Genomic DNA, 16,680 nt, shown 5'->3' with positions numbered 1-16,680 from the left:
CAGGGCAGGCCGGTCGATAGCGGATTGACCGGCCCCCACAATCGCAGCCGAGCCGACATGCCGGCGAGGCTAAATCGCGATCGAGCGAGGAGCGTGAATGACGAACGAGCGTGACCTGCGGATCCCACAGCCCCTGCGGGATTGGCTCTTTGCTCAACGTGAGGCCAAGCACAAGGCTCGCGAGCACGGCTATCGGCGCACGGCCACCAATACCCGCGAGGGATGGGATCTGCTCACCCGGCGGTTCGTGACCGAGTCTCCCGAGATTCCTTGGGTGCGCGATGACCTGATTCCAGGGCCGGACTATCGGGTTCCGGTTCGCGTCTATCACCCACAACCGGATCGCCCGCTCCCCGTGGCCCTCTTTGTCCATGGCGGCGGCCATATTGCCGGAGGCGTCTCTCTCTACGATCCAATCGCCCGACGGTTGGCGCTTGCGGCAAAGCGTGTGGTGGTCTCGATCGAATACCGGCTGGCACCCGAATGCCCCTATCCGGCCGCGCTGAAGGACACCATGGCCTGTGCCAAACGGGTCTTTCCGCTGCTCGAGAATCTGGATATGCCCCATGAACCGCGATTGGCGCTGATGGGCGACAGCGGTGGGGGCGCGCTCTGCGCAACCGTGTCCCACTTGGCGCAGTTCGATGGGGGCATGACGATCGAGCGTCAGGTGCTTCTGTACCCGAGTCTGGATTACACCCTGTCGCAGCCCTCGGTCATCGAGAACGGGGACGGTTACCTTCTCGAGCGCGAGCGGATCCTCTGGATGTTCGATGCCTATCTCCAGAATGCCGAGGACCGTCGCGCCATCTCGCCGTTCTATATGGACCTGACCCTGGACTATCCCGCGACTCTGGTGATCACCGGTGAATTCGATCCGCTACGCGACGAGGGGATTGCCTACGCCGACCGCTTGGGGCGTAACGGGATCAGAGCAGAGAAGCGGGTCATGCCGGGGATGATCCATGGGTTCCTGAACCTCGAGGGCATGGTCCCGGAGACCTGTGCCGAGGCCTACGTCATGATCGGCGCCTTCTTGCGCGCATGATCGCCCAGATCGGCACGCGATGCGATGCGCGGCGCATCCGACTTCCAATAGCAGTCGAGATCCATCCATGAGCACCATATCCGGCCCCGGCCGTTTCGAATCCGACGCCACCGTCAACCTGGCGCCCAAGGCGCACCCGATGACCGTGCGTCCCTCCGGTGGCCAAGCCGAACGCGGCAAGCTCGTCACCGCGGCGGATGCCGTTCGACTGATCCGCAACGGCGATACGGTCGCGACTGGTGGATTCGTCGGGATCGGTTTCGCCGAGGCGGTGGCGCTAGCCCTGGAACAGCGCTTCCTCGACACCGGTGCGCCGCGTGACCTGACCCTGGTATACGCGGCTGGCCAGGGCGACGGCAAGGAGCGGGGTTTGAATCGCCTCGGGCACACGGGTTTGCTGCGTCGAGTCATCGGCGGCCATTGGGGTCTCGTGCCGAAGCTCCAGAGCCTGGTTAACTCCGGGACGATTGAGGGCTATAACTTGCCCCAGGGGGTCCTCGCCCATCTGTTCCGTGATATCGGGGCCGGCAAGCCGGGTACCCTCACGCGGGTCGGTCTGGAGACCTTCGTCGATCCGCGCAACGGCGGCGGTCGCTTGAACGAGCGAACCACCGAGGAGTTGGTCCGCGTTCTGGAGATCGATGGCGAAGAGTATCTCTTTTACAAGGCGTTCCCGATCGATGTGGCGATCGTCCGCGGGACGACCGCCGACCCCGACGGCAACGTGACCATCGAGAAGGAGGCCCTGGTTCTGGAGTCGCTCGCCTTGGCGACGGCGGCGCACAACTCGGGTGGCATGGTGATCGTACAGGTTGAGCGAATCGCAGATCGGCACACCCTCAACCCGCGCCAAGTGCGGATCCCGGGGATCCTGGTGGATTGTGTCGTGGTCGCACCGCCAGAGCATCATTGGCAGACCTTTGCCGAGCCCTACAGTCCGGCCTTCAGCGCCGAGATCCGCGTGCCCATGCAGTCGATCGCCGCCTTGCCGCTGAATGCCCGCAAGGCGATCGCACGGCGTGCCGCCTTCGAGCTGCGGCCGAATGCCGTGGTGAATCTCGGGATCGGGATGCCCGAGGGGGTCGCCAATATCGCGAACGAGGAGGGCATTCTCGACTATGTCACCCTCACGGCCGAACCGGGTCTGATCGGCGGCCTACCGGCCGGCGGTCTGAACTTCGGTGCCGGGACCAATATCGCGGCGCTAGTCGACCAGCCGGCCCAGTTCGACTTTTACGACGGTGGCGGGTTGGATCTGGCTGTCCTCGGTCTGGCGCAGACCGATGCCCGGGGCAACGTCAATGTTAGCCGCTTCGGTCCCAAGCTGGCCGGGGCCGGTGGCTTCATCGACATCAGCCAGAACGCCAAGAAACTGGTCTTTGTGGGGACCTTTACCACGGCCAAAGGCGTGTTTGAGATCGCCGACGGGCGGATTTCGATCGGGGAGGGCGATGGCGGACGCAAATTCCTTGAGCAGGTGGAGCAGGTGACCTTCAGCGGTGAGCGGGCCCGCCGGATCGGGCAGCCCGTTCTCTACATTACCGAGCGCTGTGTCTTTGCGATGCGTCCGGAAGGCATGACACTGGTCGAAATCGCTCCGGGTGTGGATTTGGATCGCGACATCCTCGCTCACATGGGTTTCCGTCCGCTGATCGCAGAGCCCCTGATCTCCATGGATCCGCGGATCTTCGCCGATCGTCCGATGGGGCTCGAGAAGGACTTGCTGGAGATCCCGCTTGTCGATCGTCTGGTCTATGAGCCCGAGCAGAATCTGCTCTTCATCAACCTCGAGGCTTTCGCGGTGAATGAGCCGAGCGACATCGCGCGGATCCGCGCTGCGGTCCAGTCGGTTGTCGAGCCTTTGGGGCACCAGGTCGATGTCATCGTGAATTACGACAACTTTACGATTCGGCCGGATCTCGTCGGCCCCTACATGTCGATGGTCGAGGAACTGATGGCTCGTTTCTACCGGGCTATCACGCGTTACACCACCAGCGCCTTCCTGCGTATGAAACTCGGTGAGTCGCTCGCGGCGCGGGGTCTGTCCCCGCATATCTACGAGAGCCGTGACGAGGCTAGCCGTGGAATCGAGCCGATGAAGGGCTAATCCGATGCCCGTCATCTGTTGAACACATTCACCAGCTATCGTATGTCCTCACGCGCGTTGCGGCCGAGCACCGAGTCGAGCGCTCGGTCCCAGGGATGGACCGGGCGTTTCCAAGGTCTCCCGAACGCGCCTACTCGGGGCATCACATGGCAGATTCGGATCGGAAAACACCCCTCGAGAAGGTCGAAGCGCTCTACGAGGAGCTCGTCGACTGGTATGAGGACGGCTCGGATCGCGAGATTCGCGCCGCATCCAAGCTGCTGATGATTGGCCTCCTCAAGCTCAAGGTGCATGGCGGATTCGGGTGGCAAGGACTCGTCGAGGACTACGTCCTGATGCTCAAGCAGGATCCCGAGCGCTACGCGCAGATCCTCGAAGCCAACCGAGGCGAGGGCAAAAAGGTGTTTTGACGATTTTTGTGCGTGCTCCCGAACACTGCGCCCGGAAAGGGCATGACCGGACCTAATACCGACTAGATCGATCACTCGAGGAATCCCTGATGCCGTTGTCTCCTGTCCCGCGTGTTCTGACGCTCGCCTTCGGCGCGCTGTTCTGCGCATCCTTGTGGCAGCCATCCATGGCGTCGGACCCGATCAAGATTCACGGCGCGGGGGCGAGCTTTCCGGCCCCTCTCTATCAGCGCTGGTTCCGGGACTATTTCGTGGCGCACCCGAACATTCAGGTCGACTATCAGCCGATTGGCTCAGGACCCGGCGTCAACAGCTTCATCGAAGGTCGGCTCGATTTCGCGGGGTCAGATCAGCCCTTGAGCGGCGAGCTGGCGGAAAGGGCCGGGGACAACGTCCTGCAACTCCCGTTGACGGCGGGTGCGGTCGTTTTGACCTACAACCTTCCGGGGATCGACGAGCTCCGTCTTTCACGCGAGGCCCTCGTCGGCATCTTTCTCGGCTCGGTCGTCCGTTGGAACGATCCACTGATTCTCGCGGCCAACCCGGGAGTCGAGATTCCGGATCTGCCGATCGTGGTAGTGACTCGAGTGGACGCGAGTGGGACCTCCTTGGTCATGACTCGGCACTTGAGCGCGATCAGCGAGGCGTTCGCGAAGCAGGTCGGCGAGAGCCAGTCCCCTGCATGGCCTGCATTGCTGCTGGAGCGAGGCGGTCTGATCCGCGGACATGGCAACGGGGGCGTTGCGGCCTTTGTTCAGGCGACAGTTGGTGCCATCGGGTATGTTCAATATGCCTACGCGCATCTGCCCCGCATGCAGATCGCCTTGGTGGAAAATCGCGAGGGCGAGTTCGTCTCGGCCGACAGCGACTCCTTCCAGGCGGCGGTCGAGAACTTCCGGACGAAGCTCGATCTCTCGCAGTTTGGCGACCCGGAGGGTGCGGGGGCCTATCCGATCCTGTCCCTGTCCTGGCTGGTGACACGCCTTGGGGGGGATGACGCCAAATCGCAGGCGATGCGCGACGTGCTGCGCTACGCGCTTACCGACGGGCAAGCCGAGGCGACGAAATTGGGTTATATCCCGTTGAGCGGGCAGGCGGTCTCCTTGATTCTCCAACAACTTGGACCTGTCGACTAGTCTCGAAGTCGTGTCTCCGCGGGCGAGAAGCTGTCGTGACGCTTCATTAAGATCGACAAGCTCATGATGGCCGGCGCAACTCAGGCCTCCGCTCCTAGCACATCGACAACCTCCACCATGAACTGCTCGAACGATGGCGCCAGGTGGTCGATCACCCCTCGGTCCTTTCGTTTGAGGCTCGTGCCGATATAGACCGTTCCGAAGCATCCGACCTCGCCTTTCGCTGATCGGAGATTCTTGCGGCGATTGTCCACGACGATGCACTGCTGGGGTTTAACCCCCAGTTCCTCGAGGACGAACCTGTAGCCTTGAGGGTCGGGTTTGGGGTGGAGCTTGCCCCGCTTGTCCAGTGTCGAAATCGCGTCGAAGATGTGCTCGGGGGCGAATGCCTCGGTCAGCCCCTTCATCGCCAAGACGCGAAAGACGTTTTCTCTAACGCCGTTGGTTAGGATCGCAACCTCGATGCCCCGACTCCTGATGAGATCGAGTCCTTGACGAAGCACGGTGCCAGCGCGCGCAACGCTGCGATAGTTCAGTCCATCGGTGCAGGCGTCGATGAGTCGGGCAAGGGTTGGCTCGAGGGGTTCGCCATCGGGTTTCAGCAATCTGGCGGCGTGATAGAGCAGGGGGCCAAGCTGGACCGTGCCACCGGCGTCATGAATCGCGCGGCTGGCTAATCGAACCATCTTTAAGGGACGCTCGCCGAATCGTGTCCCGATCGCGGCGAAGACCGAAAGCGTCTGGGCTTTTAGTGCGACGTCTTCGGCCTCGGTCGTCACGACACCGTCGAAATCCAGCAACAGGAGCTTGCAGTTGCGGAAGAGTTTGCCGGTTGGTTTGTCCATCGAGCGGCCCTCGTTTCAAGGCGTAGAGATAGGACTGAAGTGCTCCAACTCGCCCGGGTCCGAGAAATCCATCAGGGCCTTAAAGAACGTTCAATGTGCGAGCGGGGAAGCGGGTCGCTCGCCGTCGGTCCGTCCGCCGGGTCGGAGAGCCGGGCTAAGACGGTCCCGCCGATGCAGAGGTCGACCGCATGGATGGCATCGGTTTCGTAGAATCTCTCCGAACAGACCTCGGTTGGCAAGGTGGTCTCACGCACCGGCAATCTGACGTTCTCGATGACGTTTTGGGCGCGCAGCCCCGAGCGGACCCGCGAACGCGCCTTTACTTGATCTGTGCGACCGAAAGCTTGCGCAGCGTCGCGCGCCGTTTGACGTAATGCTCGTCCATGCGTCCGATGATTCCGTTGAGGAATTGGACGGTCTCGACGATGTTCGGACCTTTGTTGAGCATGGCGCATTCGGCTTGAATACTCATGGCTGCGTCCGAGACCTCCGCGCGTGACGGTGCCCCTTTTTTGGCCATCCCCTCGAGGATCTGAGTCGCCCAGATGACCGGCACGTGCGCCGCTTCGCAGAGCCAAAGGATCTCCTGCTGGACCTCGGAGAGGCGATCGAAGCCGACCTCGACCGCCAGATCGCCCCGCGCGATCATGATCCCGACGGGAGGCGAGTTGAGACTCGCGAGCAGGATTCGGGGGAGGTTCTCGAAGGCTTGACGGTTCTCGATCTTGAGCACGACACCGAGTCGGTTGGCGCCGAGTCGGTAAAGCTCATCGTGCAAACGCTTGACATCCTCGGGTCCACGGACGAAGGAGAGGGCGACCATGTCGGCAAACTTCACGACCGCCGGCAGGTCTTCGAGGTCTTTGTCGGTCAGGGCGGACATCGCGAGTGCGGTGTCGGGGAAGTTGATGCCCTTCTCGGCGCGAAGCTTGGCGCCGCGCGGCCCGGTATGGGTGATTTTCACCAAGATGCGTTGACCGTCGTTTTCCTGAACAAGACCGCCGATCTTTCCGTCGTCGAACCAGACACGGTGTCCATGTGCGACCTGCTCGAACGCCGCATCGAGCGTGCAGTGGATCTGTGCCGGCGCGACGATACGACCAGAGGCGTCGCGCTCGGCCCCCATGCCGGGCTCGTTGTGACGGGTCAAGATCAGGATATCGCCTGGCAGGAGGGAGATGGGGTTGACCACCTCGGGTATTCCCACGATGCGTCCCGCGCCGACCGGCTCGCCGTTCCGGATCCCTATCACCTGGGTCTCATCCTGAAGATAGGCGGTCCGATCGCTTTCGGCGATGAATGATTGACTGACTGCCTCGACGACCTTCAGCTCATGGTGTTGACCGCGCGTGTCGGTCAGACGTATGCAATCGCCGACAGCGAGGCGTGCGAGCAGACGACACTCGATCCCGAGGGTGAAGCGAACATCCTCGGGAGTCGGCTCGGCCGCGGCTGCCGTGGTCAGCCAAATCCGAGCGGGTCTGGCGATGCGACCGAAGACATCGCGTTCGGGCGCCAATCGCATCACCCGGCCGCTCGCTCGAATGGCGCCCGTGCGAAGCTTGGGACCGGCCAGGTCGGCCTGCACGCGGCAGTTGCGCCCGACGATCCGTTCCGCACGACGGAGGTTTTCCACCATTGCGAGCCAGGCATCAGGACCGTCGTGGGCGCAGTTGATGCGCATCACATCCATCCCTGCGATGAGGAGATCCTGCACCAGTTGCGCATCCCAGGCGGCTTCGCTCGGCATGGTCACCATGATGCGAACGAAGCGGTCGTTCGGCTCGGGGCCCAGGAGTGCGCGGGTGTGATCCCGGAGCAGCAATGGCCCGGAGCGGAAATCCACCGGTGGCTCCGGCGCTGGACCGAGATTCTTGCCGCTGAGCTGCTCCAGGATGGCCATCACCGAGTTGAGGCTCGCCAGGGCATGGGGCTCCAGAACGCCGAGCGAGGAGAGTCCCAAGGCACCGAGGTCCTGTTGCAGACTGCGGATGTCGTGTTGACGGATGCTGAGATAGTGAAGGAAGTTGCGTGTGCTGTCGCGATGGCCGGGCTCAACCTTCTCGATCTCGGTGTTGTAGGCTCGCTCGAACTCAAGGGCACCCTTGCGGAGGGCGACGAGTTGGGCGATCGGCCTTTCCAGTTGGCGAGAAGTCGGCGTCGTGGTCATGGGGAGAGTGCCTGCTAGGTTGGAATCCGCTGGAGGGTGGGAGGGTGCCGGCCTAAGTCCAATAAATCATACGACGGTTGTGTTACGGCACATGAGGCACCCACCGTAGCCCCCGCCGGGGCTTCAAATGTCAGCGACAAGGTACCCGGGAGCGCCATTGCCTTTGAGGAGTCGAGCAAGGCGTTTCTTCAGCTTCGGCACCGTGATCAGCATGTCGAGACTGTGTTTGCGTGAGTCCTTGACCAGCGTGGAGGGATCGAAATAGGCCTTGGCGTTCTCGACGGAGAGCACGAAGGGTGGCTGACCTTCACGCGAGAGCAGATAACTCATGATCAGGGAGCCGGTGCGGTGGTTCCCTTCGATATAGAGTTGCGGGCGGCTCAGGATGTAGACGTACACACCGGCAGCCCGGAACCAGACGTTGTCGCTCCGATGATGCGCCAGCCATTCCATCAAGCCGCCGATGCCGGCACCGTCCTGCTCGTAGAAGTGCTGCTGGGTCAAGGCGATGTGAATGGAATATTCCTTGCGCCTTTCGGCATCCTGTCCGCACAGCACGCAGGTATTGAGCTCCAGAAGCCATTGCGAGTGTCCTACATCGAAGGGGTCGAGCCCGCTCTCCAGGGCCTCGTCGACCATGCGGTAGCCGGCCATCATGTTCCGGCGGACCATGTCGGTCATCGGATCCCGGGGCGTGCTCAAGGTCCGGTTGATGCGATCGAAATCGTTCTGGACAGCGTACAGAGACGTATCGATTGCCGTCAGGTTCAGTCGCATCGGATGACTGTTGTGATCGTGTGGGTAAGAACGTCGGCCATGCCGATGCGCGGCTTGGGTTCGGGAAGGATCCATCCCTGGATCGACCTATTCGACCGATGTGATTTTGACTATCGGATCGTGTCGAGGGCACGTGACGCTGCGGAGACGATGTTGGCCGGAAGCGGGATGTAACCCAACTCCTCGGCGATCGGCTGTCCGGCGTCCAGGGCCCAGGTCACGGCAGCCTTCAGTGCCGTCGCCTTCGCCGGTTCCGGGTACTGTCCGTATAGTAATAGCCACGACAAACTGACGATGGGGTAGGCGTCTTCTGCCTCGGGATCCGGGACGAAGAGCCGCAGATTCTCGGGCATGCCAGCCGTTGCTGCCGCTTCGAGTGTGCGACGTCCGCTCTCGGCGTCCGGTCTGACGAAATTGCCGGCCCTGTTTTGCAGGGTGGCGATCGGAAGTCCGAGACGGCTCGCGAAATAATATTCGATGTAGCCGATCGACCCGTGGCTGATCTTGATCTTGTGCGCGACCCCTTCGTTGCCGTTCCCGGTCATTGCCCCGCCGGGCCAGTTCATGAGGGTTCCGATTCCCGGCCCCTCGGTCAGCCAGGTCGGGCTGATGGTGCCGAGATGGTTTGTGAAGACGAAGGTGGTCCCGGAGCCGTCGCGGCGCACCACCGTCTGGATCAGCTTCGAGGGAAGGTCGAGGTGCGGATTGGCCGCGACGATCCGGGGATCGTCCCATTTCCAGACCTTGCCGAGAAAGATATCGACATAGACATCGCGTGGCAGCCGCAGCTCGCCTTCCACGCCCGGCAGGTTGTAGGCGAGCACGACCATACCGGCGGTGGCCGGGATCAGCGTGGTGCCCCGGGCGACTTGAGCGATCTGCTCGTCTGTCATGGCCGAGTCGCTGGCGCCGAAGTCGACCTTCTCGGCGATGAAGCGTTTGACGCCCTCGCCGCTGCCTCCGCCTTCGTAGACAAAGTGCGCCTCGGTTTGCTTCGCGTTATAGCGGCGAATCCACTCTTGGTAGAGGGGTTCGGGGAAGGTTGCGCCAGCCCCCGTGACTTGCAGCCCGGTGGGGGACTCCATCGTCGTATCGGTCGACTCCCCGCCGCATGCTGTCAATAGGATCGAGACAACGACTGCCGAAGCGGCGCGCTTAAACCCGGGAAGACTCGTCATGGCCCGTCCTCGTGAACTGAAATGGATTGGGCGCGCGCCAAGCCGCACGACGGCGCGCGCGCTGCGACAGGATCAGCTGAACTCGCCCGAGACGTATTGCTTGGTGAGCTCCTCTTGGGGGTCCTCGAAGATCCGGCTGGTTTCGCCCATCTCGACCAGATAGCCGGTGCGTCCGCCTTGCGAGATGTCGACACCGAAGAAGGCCGTGGTATCGGCCACGCGGGTCGCTTGCTGCATGTTGTGCGTGACCAGGGCGACCGTGTAGCGCTCCTTGAGCTCGAGCATGAGCTGCTCGACCTGACGGGTGGCGATAGGGTCGAGGGCCGAGCAGGGCTCGTCCATCAGCAGGACATCGGGCTCGGTCGCGATCGCCCTGGCGATGCACAGCCGCTGCTGCTGACCGCCGGACAGGGAGAGCCCGCTCTTTTGCAGCTTATCCTTCACCTCTTTCCAGAGTGCTGCGCGCTCCAGCGCCTTCTGCACACGCTCCTCGAGGTTGCCCTTGTAGCGGTTCAGGCGCAGACCGAAGGCGACGTTGTCGAAGATGCTCATGGAAAAGGGATTCGGCTGCTGGAAGACCATGCCGATGTAACGCCGAACCACGACCGGGTCGACATTCTTCCCGTAGACGTCCTGACCGTGGTATTTGACATGGCCCTCGAACCGGAAGATCGGGATGAGATCGTTCATCCGATTCAGGCTACGCAGGACGGTACTCTTGCCGCAACCCGAGGGGCCGATGAAGCCTGTAATCTTGCCTTTTTCGATCGGGACGTTGCTGTTGCGGACGGCGAGAAAATCGCCGTAAAAGACCTTTTCGAGCTGGCAGTCGATCACCGTCGGTCCGACCGGGGAGAAGGCGGCCGCCGTGGGTAAGATGGATTGCGCCATTGCTTCTGCTGTCGCGCTCATGACTGATTCCTCGGGATGGGTTACACCTTGGACTGCCCGATGAGGCGCGCCAGGATATTGAAGACAAGGACCATGAGAACCAAGACCAACGACGCGGCCCAAGCGAGCTCGATCTGGTTGTCGAAGGGCATGGCCGAGAAGTTATAGATGAGAATAGAAAGCGACGCGGTCGGCTCCATCAGCTCGGACATAAAGTAGTTGCTGAAGAGTGCGGTGAAGAGCAGCGGCGCGGATTCGCCCGCCGCGCCGGCGACGGCAAGCATGATACCGGTCAGGATGCCGGGAAGCCCGGTCGGCAGCACGACCTTCCAGATCACCTGGCTGCGGGTACAGCCCATGCCGAAGGCGGCGTCCGTCATCTTTTGAGGCACCTGCTTCATGGACTCCTCCGCGGCCAGCACCACGGTCGGCAGCATGAGAACCGCGAGAGCGACACCGCCCGCCACTGCCGAATAACCGAAGTTGATGACCAGCACCGCGTAGGTGAAGACACCTGCCAGGATCGAGGGGAAGCCGGTCAGGGTCTTCGCCACGAAGCGAGAGGTCCCGGCCACGACGCTGTAGGGATCCAGGATCGCCAGATAGATGGCCGCGAGCAGACCGAGCGGCACGCTGATGGCGGCCGCGATGGCGACCATCACCAGTGTGCCGATGATGGCGTTGCCGAAGCCGCCGCCCATCTCGAACCCGGCGGGCGGCAGGGCGGTGAGTGCCTCGATATCCAGCCGGGAACCGCCCTCGGCCACCAACATGATGATGACCGAAAAGAGCGGGATGCTGCCGAGGATGGCGATACCCCAGGTCAGTCCCGTCAGTAATCCGCTGGTCAGGGCACGCAGCTCGAACGGCCGACGCTCCAGGCTCAACGGCTGCATCGCGGGTGGACGTGAGGTCAGGTCGATGTCGCTCATGCCTTGCCCTCGAATTTACGGACCGTGTATTGCTGGATGCCCAGTCCGAGGATGTTGACGATAAGGGTGATCACGAGGAGCACCACGGCGGCATACATGAGCGCCTGCACCTCGATCTGGCCGGCTTCGGGGAAGCTCGACGCCAGCAGTGAGGCGAGCGTGTTGGCCGGCGCAAACAGCGACAGGTTGATCTGGTTGCTGTTGCCGATCAGCATCGCCAGGGCCATGGTCTCGCCGAGCGCACGCCCGAATCCCAGAACCAAGGCGGCGAGGATGCCGGAGGAGGCGGTCGGCAGCATCACCTTGAGGATGGCCTCCCAGCGCGTCGTGCCCATCCCGTAAGCGGCCTCTTTGACCTTGTAGGGGATGCGCCGGAAGGCATCGACCGTGATGGCCGCGACCGTCGGCAGGATCATGATGGCGAGCACCAGTGCCGCGGGCGCCATGCCCGGACCGCTCAGCTCGGTGCCGAAGATCGGGATGAAGCCGAGCTCGCTGTGCAGCCACTCGGCCACGGGGCGCAGCATCGGGATGACCACGTAGATGCCCCAGAGGCCGTAGACCACCGAAGGGATTGCGGCCAGCAGCTCGACGATGGTCCGAAAGACCGCAGCGAGACGGGCGTGGATGAAATCTTGGGTGAGAAAGATGGCGATGCCCACACCGAAGGTCCCGCCTAGGATCAAAGCCAGGAAGGAGCTGTAGAGGGTTCCCCAGATCTCCGGCAGGACACCGAACTCCTGTGAGCCGACATTCCAGGTCGTACCAGAGACGAAGCCGAGACCGTGCTGCGCCATGGCCGGCAACGCCAAACCGCCGATCTCCCAAAGGATATAGAGGATCAGGACAACGATCAGAGACGCGCAGGAGAGCGCGATGACGCGAAAGATGGAATCGGCAAGATAGTCGCTTCCGGAGGGTGGTCCGGAGATACTGCTTGCCGAGTCGGCATGCTGGAATGGATTCACTGCCATGGGTTTGAATCTGCCTGGATGTGCGTCGATCGGAACGAAGGACTGGCGGTTTGCTGAGCCTTGCCGGGCGGATCGGATGCGGTGGCCCATCCGTCCGGATCGCCTGTGACGGCGTTCCGGACGGCGGATCCGCACGGGCGCATCTGCACGGGCGCATCTGCCGGCTCACCCCATGTCAACCGGCGCGCCCCATCCCCCCGAAATACTCCGAAGCCCGCGGTCCTGGCGTGAGGACGGATTACTGCACCAGCTGAGAGACCTCGCGGACCTTCTCGACCACATTCGCGGGCAGCGGGATGTAGCCCATGGAGTCGGCGCTCTTCTGACCCTCGGTCAGGACATACTCGACGAGGTCACGCGCCACCTGGGCCTTGTCGGCGTCCTGGGTCTCCGGCAAGAGCAGCCAGGTGTAGCTGACGATCGGGTAGGCGTCATCGCCCGCCGGGTCCATGATCCAGGCGCGGAGATCCGGGACGTTCGAGCCCGGCAGCGTGCCTCCGGGGAACTCGGCGGTCGCCAAGGCGGCCGCGCCGGTCTCGGCGCCACCGGCCACGAATTTGCCGGCCTGGTTCTCGAGGATGGCCGACGGGGCCTTGGTCAGCTTCGCGAAACCGTACTCGATATATCCGATCGAGCCCGGGGTCTGCTTAACCGTGGCGGTGACGCCGTCGTTCTTGGGCGCCTTCACGAACTTGGTGCTCTTCGGCCACTGCGGCGACTTGTCGTGCCCGACAGTGGTCTTGAAGGACTCGCTGATCTCGGCCAGATGCCCTGTGAAGACGTAGGTCGTGCCGGAGGAGTCGGAACGGACCACGACCGTGATCTCTTGGTCCGGCAGCTCGACGCCCGGGTTGGCGGCGGCGATCTTCGGATCGTTCCACTTCGTGATCTCGCCGGAGAAGATCGCCGGATAGACGTCGCGGGGCAGCCTGAGCTCATCCACACCCTTGAGGTTGTAGGTCAGGACGATCTCGCCCGCGGTCACGGGGAGCAGCACGACGCCGTTCTTGACCTGTGCGATCTCCTCGTCGCTCATGGCGGCGTCGCTGCCGGCAAAGTCGACGACCTGGTTGATGAAATCCTGGATGCCCGCGCCGCTGCCCTTTGACTGGTAGTCGACACGCACGCCCTTGTTCGCGGCGCTGAAGTCCTTGAACCACTTCGCGTAGATGGGCGCGGGAAAGCTCGCGCCGGAGCCCATGAGCTTGACGTCCGCGAAGGCGGCGGGAGAGAACGCAACTGCCGACAAGCAACCGGCCGCGATAGCGGTTTTCACAAGGGATAACATTGGCATGAGAGATGTTCTCCGGGAACGGTCGAGATGAAAGGCGACGGATTCTTTCGGCCCGAATTCTCTCGGAGTTTTCTGCCAAACGCGTGACCTTGGCATGAATGTTTGATGACAAATGGCAGGCGGCTTGACGATTCTCGCGGCTACGCACCGGTGATGTGTGGACCGAGCGCCGTGGGAGTGGTGTCGAGGACATCGGGCCGATCCACTGCCTCAAGGCCACCGGACCAACCCCATCCGCTCGGTCGAGAAAGAACAGGCGGGAATGAGCGAAAAGCATCGCCGACTTTCCGAGTGACGGTTCGCGTACCCGCAGCCGGGCACCGCTCAGATCAAGGCCGCACGCACCCGTGCGGAGACCCACTCGCTGAGGATCACGGTTGCGAGGATGGCGATAAAGATGAGGGTCACCTGGGGCCAGGCTAGGCTGTCGACCGACGACTTGAGCTGCAGCCCGATCCCACCCGCGCCGACCAGACCCAGAACGGTCGACTCGCGGATATTGATGTCCCAGCGGAACAGGGTGATACCGGCGAAGGCGGGCATGATCTGAGGCACGATGCCGAAGTCCAACACCTGCGCAGGCCCCGCCCCGGTCGCCCGGATCGCCTCGACCTGCCGCGGGTCGATCTCCTCGATTGCCTCATAGAGGAGCTTGCCGATGAAGCCGATCGAGCGCAGGGCGATCGCGATGATCCCGGCGAGCAAGCCCGGACCCAGGATGGCCACCAGCAGAAGCGCCCAGATGAGCGCGTTGACCGAGCGCGAGCCCACGATGATGAAGATGGCGATCGGACGCACGAGCAGCGGACTCGGGGTCGTATTGCGCGCCGCGAGGAAGGCGACCGGAACGGCGAGGACGATCGCGAGCAGGGTGCCCAATGTGGCGATGTTGATGGTGTCCCACAGTGGCACCCAGAGCTGGTCCATGTAGGACCAGCGCGGCGGCACCATCCGCCCGAAGAGATCCGCGGCCTGCTCCGGGGCGTCCCACACGAAGGCCCAGATCTGGTTGCGGGTCATGGCCTCCCAGGCCAGGACGAACAGCAGCACCAGCAGCAGCCAGCCGAACCAGAGCGCGAGGGACTGCGGCGTCGTGCGCTTGCGCCAGATCGGGCCATCGGGGGTTTGCCGAATCGCCATCACTGTACCCGAGCGCGCACCCAACCGGAGACGTACTCGGTCACCAACACGATGGCGATGATGAGGATAAGGATGGCCGCGGCCGAGTCGTACTCATAGCGGTCGAGCGCCGTATTCAAGGTCGCCCCGACCCCGCCTGCGCCGACGATCCCGATCACCGCCGATTCGCGAAAATTGATGTCGAGCCGGTAGAGCGAGAGTCCGATCAGACGCGGCGTGACCTGGGAGCGAATCCCGTAATCGAGCACCTGCCACCAGCCCGCACCCGTCGCGCGGATCGCCTCGACCTGCGCGGCGTCGATATCCTCGATGTCCTCGGCCAGGAGCTTGGCGAGAAATCCGATCGTCGCGAAGGCCAGCGTCAGAAAGCCCGCCAGCGGACCGAACCCGACCATGGCGACGAAGAGGATGGCGACGATGATCTCCTGGAGCGATCGCGAGAGCGCGATCAAGGCACGGCAGGCGAGATAGACGGGGGACGGGGCGATGTTGCGCGCCGCGCCGATCCCGACCGGGATGGAGATCAAGACCCCGACCACCGTCGCGGTCAGGGTCATGGTGAGGCTCTCGATCAAACCGGCACGGATGTCGTCCCAGCGCGAGATGAAGTCCGGCTCGACGAAGCCGCCGAGAAAGCGCAGACCGCGCTCCCAGCCTTCGCTCAGGCGGCCCCAATTCACCTCGACGGCGCCGATGCCGACGACCAGATACAGGAGGACGCCGGCGTAGATCGCCCAGCGCAGTCGGCCATCGGAGATAAGCGGGGGACGCCGCCAGTGTCTCGGGTAGCGCCTGGCCCCTTCGCTCGCCGGATCGGGCAGTACCGCCGGTCCGCTCACAAGGCGCCGACCAGCTCGTCGGCACCCGGCACGACCGGGCGCGCGGACGGCCCGGTGTCGGACAGATCGCTCGAGGCCGTCCAATCCTCTTCGCCGTAGATCTCGGTCAGGACCGCCGGCGTCAGTCCATCGGGGCCGCCGTCGTAGACGATCGCCCCGGCACGCAGGCCGACGATGCGCATCATGAACTCGCGGGCCAGCACGACGTCATGGATATTCACGACCGCCGCCAGGCCCCGCTCCGCGCACACCTCGCGCAACAACCGCATGATCTGGCGCGAGGTCTTCGGATCCAGGCTCGCGGTCGGCTCGTCCACCAGGAGGATCTCCGGCTCTTGGGCCAACGCGCGAGCGATCCCGACGCGTTGGCGCTGACCGCCCGAGAGTGCATCGGCACGCTTGTCCGCCTGCTCCGTCAGGCCGACGCGATCCAAGAGCCGAAAGGCATTTTCGATATCCGCAGGCGGAAACCGACGGATCAGACTGCTCCAGAAAGAGACGTATCCGAGCCTGCCCGAAAGCAGGTTCTCCATCACGGTCAGCCGCTCGACCAGGGCATATTCCTGGAAGATCATCCCCATGCGACGGCGCGCGCGCCTGAGCCCCCGGCGGCCGAGCCGCGTCAGTTCCAGATCCCCCAACCAGATTCGACCCGAGGTCGGCTCGACCAGACGATTCACGCAACGGATCAGCGTCGACTTCCCCGCCCCGGACGGCCCGATCAGCCCGACCACCTGCCCTGCCGGGATCTCGAACGACACATCGGCGAGCGCCAGATCACCGGTGAGATAGCGTTTGGTCAGGGATTCGAGACGGAGCATGGGGTCATTCGGGCGTGCTCGGATTTCGGGTAGGACCTAGCCGACATCAGCCGCTGAGCGCGGCCGTGGGACGAACGAACACCCGAGGATAGACGGCGCTGCGCTTGTCTATCCCATG

Annotated in this window: 15 protein-coding genes; 4 read left to right on the top strand and 11 right to left on the bottom strand. The window is 63.3% G+C overall.

Features of this window, described 5'->3' with window-relative positions; genetic code table 11:
• The first annotated feature begins 97 nt into the window (after window positions 1–97).
• From CKO25_RS16285 to pstS (CKO25_RS16270), 4 genes are all read left to right on the top strand, one after another.
• On the top strand, window positions 98–1,048 hold the full coding sequence (locus tag CKO25_RS16285) for an alpha/beta hydrolase (RefSeq protein WP_200389005.1): 951 nt from the start codon (window positions 98–100) through the stop codon (window positions 1,046–1,048).
• 67 nt (window positions 1,049–1,115) lie between these two features.
• Complete coding sequence (locus CKO25_RS16280; RefSeq protein WP_242467672.1) at window positions 1,116–3,155, top strand: acyl CoA:acetate/3-ketoacid CoA transferase; 2,040 nt, start codon at window positions 1,116–1,118, stop codon at window positions 3,153–3,155.
• A gap of 146 nt (window positions 3,156–3,301) precedes the next feature.
• Complete coding sequence (locus CKO25_RS16275) at window positions 3,302–3,565, top strand: hypothetical protein (protein WP_200389004.1); 264 nt, start codon at window positions 3,302–3,304, stop codon at window positions 3,563–3,565.
• Window positions 3,566–3,654: 89 nt separating this feature from the next.
• On the top strand, window positions 3,655–4,701 hold the full coding sequence (gene pstS / locus CKO25_RS16270; RefSeq protein ID WP_200389003.1) for a phosphate ABC transporter substrate-binding protein PstS: 1,047 nt from the start codon (window positions 3,655–3,657) through the stop codon (window positions 4,699–4,701).
• Window positions 4,702–4,781: 80 nt separating this feature from the next.
• Here pstS (CKO25_RS16270) and CKO25_RS16265 read toward each other — a convergent pair whose 3' ends face one another.
• The 11 genes from CKO25_RS16265 to phnC all read right to left on the bottom strand — a co-directional run bounded on the left by CKO25_RS16265 (window position 4,782) and on the right by phnC (window position 16,562).
• On the bottom strand, window positions 4,782–5,546 hold the full coding sequence (locus CKO25_RS16265) for an HAD family hydrolase (RefSeq protein ID WP_200389002.1): 765 nt from the start codon (window positions 5,544–5,546) through the stop codon (window positions 4,782–4,784).
• Between the two features lie 319 nt (window positions 5,547–5,865).
• Complete coding sequence (locus tag CKO25_RS16260) at window positions 5,866–7,716, bottom strand: pyruvate kinase (RefSeq protein WP_200389001.1); 1,851 nt, start codon at window positions 7,714–7,716, stop codon at window positions 5,866–5,868.
• A gap of 123 nt (window positions 7,717–7,839) precedes the next feature.
• Window positions 7,840–8,493, bottom strand: coding sequence for a hypothetical protein (locus CKO25_RS16255; protein WP_242467671.1), 654 nt, complete (start codon window positions 8,491–8,493; stop codon window positions 7,840–7,842).
• 110 nt (window positions 8,494–8,603) lie between these two features.
• Window positions 8,604–9,671, bottom strand: a complete 1,068-nt coding sequence (gene pstS, locus CKO25_RS16250) for a phosphate ABC transporter substrate-binding protein PstS (protein WP_200389000.1) — start codon at window positions 9,669–9,671, stop codon at window positions 8,604–8,606.
• A 72-nt stretch (window positions 9,672–9,743) separates the two neighbouring features.
• On the bottom strand, window positions 9,744–10,583 hold the full coding sequence (gene pstB, locus CKO25_RS16245; RefSeq protein ID WP_200388999.1) for a phosphate ABC transporter ATP-binding protein PstB: 840 nt from the start codon (window positions 10,581–10,583) through the stop codon (window positions 9,744–9,746).
• A gap of 20 nt (window positions 10,584–10,603) precedes the next feature.
• Window positions 10,604–11,494 carry a phosphate ABC transporter permease PstA gene (gene pstA, locus CKO25_RS16240; RefSeq protein WP_200388998.1) on the bottom strand — a complete coding sequence of 297 codons (891 nt, stop codon included), beginning with the start codon at window positions 11,492–11,494 and terminating at the stop codon, window positions 10,604–10,606.
• On the bottom strand, window positions 11,491–12,468 hold the full coding sequence (gene pstC, locus CKO25_RS16235; RefSeq protein WP_200388997.1) for a phosphate ABC transporter permease subunit PstC: 978 nt from the start codon (window positions 12,466–12,468) through the stop codon (window positions 11,491–11,493). Before pstC ends, pstA begins: the two co-directional genes overlap by 4 nt.
• 238 nt (window positions 12,469–12,706) lie before the next feature.
• Window positions 12,707–13,762, bottom strand: coding sequence for a phosphate ABC transporter substrate-binding protein PstS (pstS, locus tag CKO25_RS16230; RefSeq protein WP_200388996.1), 1,056 nt, complete (start codon window positions 13,760–13,762; stop codon window positions 12,707–12,709).
• A gap of 324 nt (window positions 13,763–14,086) precedes the next feature.
• On the bottom strand, window positions 14,087–14,902 hold the full coding sequence (phnE, locus tag CKO25_RS16225) for a phosphonate ABC transporter, permease protein PhnE (RefSeq protein WP_200388995.1): 816 nt from the start codon (window positions 14,900–14,902) through the stop codon (window positions 14,087–14,089).
• A complete protein-coding gene (phnE, locus tag CKO25_RS16220) occupies window positions 14,902–15,741 on the bottom strand; it encodes a phosphonate ABC transporter, permease protein PhnE (RefSeq protein WP_338115151.1) in 840 nt (279 codons plus the stop codon). The genes phnE (CKO25_RS16225) and phnE (CKO25_RS16220) overlap by 1 nt, the downstream gene beginning before the upstream one ends.
• Window positions 15,738–16,562 carry a phosphonate ABC transporter ATP-binding protein gene (gene phnC / locus CKO25_RS16215; protein WP_200388994.1) on the bottom strand — a complete coding sequence of 275 codons (825 nt, stop codon included), beginning with the start codon at window positions 16,560–16,562 and terminating at the stop codon, window positions 15,738–15,740. Before phnC ends, phnE (CKO25_RS16220) begins: the two co-directional genes overlap by 4 nt.
• Between the last annotated feature and the right edge of the window lie 118 nt (window positions 16,563–16,680).

This window comes from Thiocapsa imhoffii (assembly GCF_016583985.1).
Classification (GTDB): Bacteria; Pseudomonadota; Gammaproteobacteria; order Chromatiales; family Chromatiaceae; genus Thiocapsa; species Thiocapsa imhoffii.
The sequence above is the reverse complement of the archived record's forward strand: the minus strand, read 5'-3'. Positions and strand labels throughout refer to the sequence as shown.